Origin of the sequence: Actinospica durhamensis, from assembly GCF_018139695.1 — a bacterium.
GTDB lineage: Bacteria > Actinomycetota > Actinomycetes > Streptomycetales > Catenulisporaceae > Actinospica > Actinospica durhamensis.
Map to the genome: position 1 here is coordinate 1 of NZ_JAGSOG010000413.1, position 5274 is coordinate 5274.

Genomic DNA, 5274 nt, shown 5'->3' on the forward strand with positions numbered 1-5274 from the left:
AACCAGAACCGGGGCTGAGGCAGAGCCCTGTGGCAGGAAACGCGGGTGCGCGCGTGCGCGGGGCGCAGCCCCCCTGCCGTTCCGGGCTCCAGACCCTTGACACCCTTGACACCGCGCGGTTGAGCTATATCGTGTTTCCCAAACGCGATATAGCGCGAATAGAAGGGGGCTGCCGTGCGATCCTCCACGGCCACCGAGGAGCTCGCGATCGACGCGAGGGAACTGGTGAAGACGTACAAGGGTGAGATCCGCGCGGTGCGCGGGGTGAGTCTGCAGGTGCCGCGCGGGTCGGTGTTCGGGCTGCTCGGGCCGAACGGCGCGGGCAAGTCGACGCTGGTGCGGATGCTGACCACGCTCTCGGCGCCGACGTCCGGGAGTGCGAGTGTGGCCGGGTACGACGTGGTGCGCCAGCAGCGGCAGGTGCGCCGGGCCATCGGCTGCATCGCGCAGAACTCGGGCGTGGACGTGCAGGCCACGGGCCGGGAGAACCTGCTGCTGCAGGGGCGCGTCTACGGGCTGCGCGGCGCCGAGTTGGAGCGGCGGGCGGACGATCTACTCGACCGGTTCGGCCTCGGCTCGGTGGGCCGGCGGTTCGTGAAGACCTATTCCGGCGGCATGAAGCGCAAGCTGGACGTGGCGCTCGGGCTGGTGCACTCGCCGCGGGTGCTGTTCCTGGACGAGCCGACCACCGGGCTCGATCCGGAGGCGCGGTCCGAGATGTGGGAGCAGATCCGGGCGCTGGCTTGGGATCAGGGGCTTACCATCCTGCTGACCACGCACTACCTCGAGGAGGCGGACCAGCTCGCCCGCTCCCTCGCCATCGTGGACCAGGGCCGGATCGTGATCGAGGGCACCCCGGACGACCTGAAGTCCGAGCTCGAGGGCGACGCGGTGTCGCTGGAGCTGGCTCAGGGTTCGGATACCGAGAAGGCGGTGTCGGTCGCGTCCGCCGCGGACCGGCTCACCGACGTCTCCGCCGACGGGCTCGTGCTGCGCGGGCGCAGCCGGGACGGGGCCGGGGCGGTGCCCGGGCTGCTGGCCGCGCTGGAGGCGGTGGAGATCAGCGCGACCTCCGTCACGGTCGCGCGCCCCTCGCTCGACGACGTGTACCTGCGCTACACCGGCCGCTCGTTCACCGCGGCCGAGGAGGCCGCCGCCCAGGCCGAGCGGGCCGGGCAGGAGAAGAAGGGGGAGGCGCGATGAACGCGCTCAGCGATACCTGGTACATGACCGGCCGCGCGTTCCGGGCGTTCCTGCGCCAGCCGATGTTCGTGGCCTTCACCCTGATCCAGCCCATGATCTGGCTGCTGCTCTTCGGCCAGTTGTTCAAGTCCATAACCCAACTACCTAATTTCGGCGCGGCCAACTACGAGACCTACCTGGTGCCCTCGATCGTGGTCATGTCGGCCTTCTTCGGCGCCGGCTGGGGCGGCATGGCGATCCTGGACGACCTCAAGCGCGGCGTGCTCGACCGCTTCCTGGTCTCGCCGGTCTCGCGCTCCTCGCTGATCGTGGGGCGGCTGCTGGTGCAGGTGCTCTCGATCGTGATCCAGGCCGCGATCATCCTGCTGATGGGTCTGGCGGTCGGGGCGAGCTATCACAACGTGGTGCTCGGCGTGCTCGTGCTCATGGTCGCCTCCAACCTGCTGGCCACCGCGATCGGCGCGCTCTCCTACGGTCTCGCGCTGGTGGTGCGGCGCGAGGAGTCGATCATCGCGGCGTCGAACTTCGTGCTGATGCCGCTCCAGTTCACCTCCACCGGGTTCATGGCGCTCTCGCTCATCCCGCACTGGATGCAGGACGTGACCAGGTACAACCCGGTGAACTGGACCCTGGTGGCCGGGCGCGGGGCGCTGGACTCGAACCCCGCCTGGTCTCCGATCTTCGAGAACCTGGGGTATCTGCTGGTGCTGATGGTGGCCTGCGCGTGGCTCTCCACCCGGGCGTTCCGCAGTTATCAGAGGTCGATGTAGGCGGCGCCGCGGGCCGCCGGGTACGCGTGAACGCCGTCGCCAAGCCCACCTTGGCGACGGCGTTCCCTAGCGTCGAGTGCTGCGGCGGCTAGGCCTCGGGGTTGATCGGGAGCTGCGCCCCGTCGCGCAGGAACAGCGGGATGCGCTCGAGCGGCGCCGGCACGGTGACGGTCTGGCCGCCGGTGTACTCCTCGCCGGTCCAGGCGTCGCGCCAGGACGCGCCCTTGGGCAGGTAGACGTCCCAGGCGCGGGCGCCGGCCTCGAGCACGGGCGCGACCAGCAGGTCACGGCCGAACAGGTAGGCGTCGTCCACGGTCCAGGACTTCGGGTCCTCGGGGAACTCGACCAGGTACGGGCGGATCGGGGTCAGGCCGGTCTCGTGCGCCTCCTGCATCACCGAGAGCACGTACGGCTTGAGCCGCTCGCGCAGGGCGATGTAGTCGGCCATGATCGCGCAGGCCTCCTCGCCGTAGGACCAGATCTCGTTCGGGCCGCCGGACATCTGCGGGGAGAACGCCTCGGCCGGCTCGCGGAAGCCGTGCAGCCGGAAGATCGGGCTGAACGCGCCGAACTGGAACCAGCGCACGATGGTCTCGCGGTACTCGGGCGAGGACGGGTCGCCGCCGTGGAAGCCGCCGATGTCGGTGTTCCACCACGGGATTCCGCTCAGCGCCGTGTTCAGGCCCGCGGCTATCTGCTTGCGGAAGGTGGCGAAGTCGGTGTGGATGTCGCCGGACCACAGGATCGCGCCGTAGCGCTGCGAACCGGCCCAGGCCGAGCGGTTGAGCGTGACGACGTGCTCGCGGCCGGCCGCGCGCATGCCCTCGAAGAACATCCGCGAGTTCTCCCGCGGGTACATGTTGCCGACCTCAAGGCCCGTGCCCGCGTGGTAGCGCAGGTTGGCCGGGTAGCCGGGCTTGAGCTCGGGCTCGCAGGCGTCGGCCCAGAAGATCTCGATGCCCTTGTCCAGGTAGCTCTCGCGCACCTTGGACCAGACGAACTCGCGCGCCTTCGGGTTGGTCGCGTCGTAGAAGGCGACCTGGACCGGGTGGTCCACGCCCTTGTCCGGCCAGTCGGCGTGCGCGACCGGGCCGAACTCGGTGCCGATGAGCAGGCCCCGGCGCTCCATGTCGAAGTGGTACTCGGACAGCGGGCTGACGGAGGGCCAGACCGAGACCATCAGCTTGGTGCCGTAGCTCGCGAGCTCCTCGACCGCGGCGGCCGGGTCGGGCCACTCGGCCGGGTCGAAGCGCCACTCGCCGAGGTGGGTCCAGTGGAAGAAGTCGGCGACGATGACGTCCAGCGGGATGCCGCGGCGGTGGTACTCGCGCGCCACCTCGAGCAGCTCCTCCTGCGAGCGGTAGCGCAGCTTGCACTGCCAGAACCCGGCGGCCCACTCCGGCAGCACCGGAGTGTGGCCGGTGGCGGAGGCGTACGCGCGCTGGATCGCGGCCGGGTCGCCCGCGGTGATCCAGTAGTCGAGCTGGCGGGCGCTGTCGGCCACCCAGCGGGTGCCGTTGTGCGCGAGCTCCACCCGGCCGATCGCGGGCGTGTTCCACAGGAAGCCGTAGCCGCGCGAGGAGACCATGAACGGGATGGTGACCTCTGAGTTGCGCTGGACCAGGTCGATCACGGCGCCCTTCTGGTCGTACAGGCCGTGCTGGTGCTGGCCGAGGCCGTAGAGGCGCTCGTCCGGGTAGGCGGCGAAGCGCTGCTCGAGGCGGGCGTAGCCGTTGCCGTGCGCGGTGCGCAGCCGCGGCCCGGGCCACCAGAAGTGCGCGTCCTGCTCGGCCAGCAGCTCGGTGCCGTCGGAGGTGCGGGTGAAGGTGATCCGACCGGTGGGGGTGACGGTGGCGGTCAGGTCGCCGTTGACGATCGTGGCCGAGCTGCGGCCGAGCTCCACCCAGGCCCCGGCGCCGGGCTGGCCGGCCGGGCTCTCGAGCAGGGCGCCTGGCAGGTCTTCGAGGACCGGCCCGCCCACCTTGGCGCGCACCCGGAGCGAGTTCTCGCCCCAGGGTTCGATGCGCAGGGTCTCCTGGCGGCCGGTCCACTCCAGGACGGGCTCTCCGGGTCGGGCCGTGAACTCGCCCACCTCGTGGGCGAGGGAGGCCAGCGGGGATTCCTCGGACATGGCGGCAGGGCCTTTCGTAGGCGGAGGGCAGCACGCGCCGCCAGGGGCGGGCGTCCGGTGGGGCGCGGAGCGCGCTGCGGTCGTATCGGTGGTGCCGTAGGGGGGCGTGGTCCGCCGCAGCTCAGGCCGCGGGGCCGGGCGCGCTGGACTCGCGCACGCTCAACGTCGGCGGGATCAGAGTGATCGGTTCGCGCGGGCCGTCCGTGGGGTCGAGCTGGGCCATGGCGAGCCGCACGGCGCGCCGACCCATCTCGTCGGCCGGGATGGAGACGCTGGTCAGGCGGGGCGAGGCCTGCAGGGCGACCTGGTCCGGGCAGATGGCCACCACGCTGGTGTCCTCGGGCACGGCCCGGCCGGACAGGCGCAGCAGGCTCAGCAGCGGGGCGATGGCCGCCTCGTTCTGCACCACGAATCCGGTGGTGTGCGGACGCTCCTCCATGATCCGGGAGAGCACGCCCGCGGTGGACTCGTAGGTGCCCTCGCAGGAGCGGTGCACCGCGCGCACGCCGAGTTCGGCGGCGGCCTTCTGGAAGCCGGAGAGGGTCCGCGCGGCGAAGCCGGTCTTGCGCTGGTAGACGCCCTCGCCCTCGCCGATCAGCGCGATGTCGCGGTGGCCGAGGGAGGCGAGGTGCTCGACGCAGGCGGCGCCGGTGGCCTCGAAGTCCAGGTCCACACAGGCCAGCCCGGCCGACTCGGCCGGCAGCCCGATCAGCACGGCGGGGGTCTCGGTCTCACGCAGCACCGGGATGCGGTCGTCCTCGAGTTCGATGTCCATCAGGATCATCGCGTCGGCCAGCCCGCTGCCGGCGATCCGGCGCACCCCCTGGGTGCCCTCGTCCTTGGTCAGCAGGAGCACGTCCTGCCCGAACTCGCGCGCCTCGGTGGTGACCGCCATGGCGATCTCCATGATCACCGGCACGTACATGTCGCTGCGCAGCGGGATCATCAGGGCGAGGATGTTGGAACGGTTCGACGCCAGCGCACGGGCGCCGGCATGCGGGTGGTATCCGAGCGCCTCGATCGCGGCCTCCACCTTCCGCCGGGTCTCGTCCGAGATCGAGCGCTTGCGCGACAGGACGTAGGACACCGTGGAAGGCGAGACGCCCGCTTGGCGGGCGACTTCGGCCAGGGTCACCATACTGGGGCCTCTTCGATGGTCGGGGCGGGGCG

Annotated in this window: 4 protein-coding genes; 2 read left to right on the forward strand and 2 right to left on the reverse strand. The window is 71.1% G+C overall.

Annotated features, from left to right (window positions below; genetic code table 11):
- The first annotated feature begins 174 nt into the window (after positions 1 to 174).
- The gene (locus KDL01_RS38840) at positions 175 to 1203 is read left to right on the forward strand and encodes an ATP-binding cassette domain-containing protein (protein WP_212533725.1); all 1029 of its coding nucleotides are present in this window, start codon (positions 175 to 177) and stop codon (positions 1201 to 1203) included.
- Positions 1200 to 1973 carry an ABC transporter permease gene (locus tag KDL01_RS38845; protein WP_212533726.1) on the forward strand — a complete coding sequence of 258 codons (774 nt, stop codon included), beginning with the start codon at positions 1200 to 1202 and terminating at the stop codon, positions 1971 to 1973. Before KDL01_RS38840 ends, KDL01_RS38845 begins: the two co-directional genes overlap by 4 nt.
- 88 nt (positions 1974 to 2061) lie before the next feature.
- On the opposite strand, the gene KDL01_RS38850 is transcribed toward KDL01_RS38845, so the two are convergent.
- Both KDL01_RS38850 and KDL01_RS38855 read right to left on the reverse strand, forming a co-directional pair.
- Positions 2062 to 4104 (reverse strand): glycoside hydrolase family 31 protein, encoded by a 2043-nt coding sequence (locus tag KDL01_RS38850; protein ID WP_212533727.1) that lies wholly within the window; start codon positions 4102 to 4104, stop codon positions 2062 to 2064.
- Positions 4105 to 4225: 121 nt separating this feature from the next.
- Positions 4226 to 5242, reverse strand: coding sequence for a LacI family DNA-binding transcriptional regulator (locus tag KDL01_RS38855; RefSeq protein WP_212533728.1), 1017 nt, complete (start codon positions 5240 to 5242; stop codon positions 4226 to 4228).
- Positions 5243 to 5274: the final 32 nt, after the last annotated feature.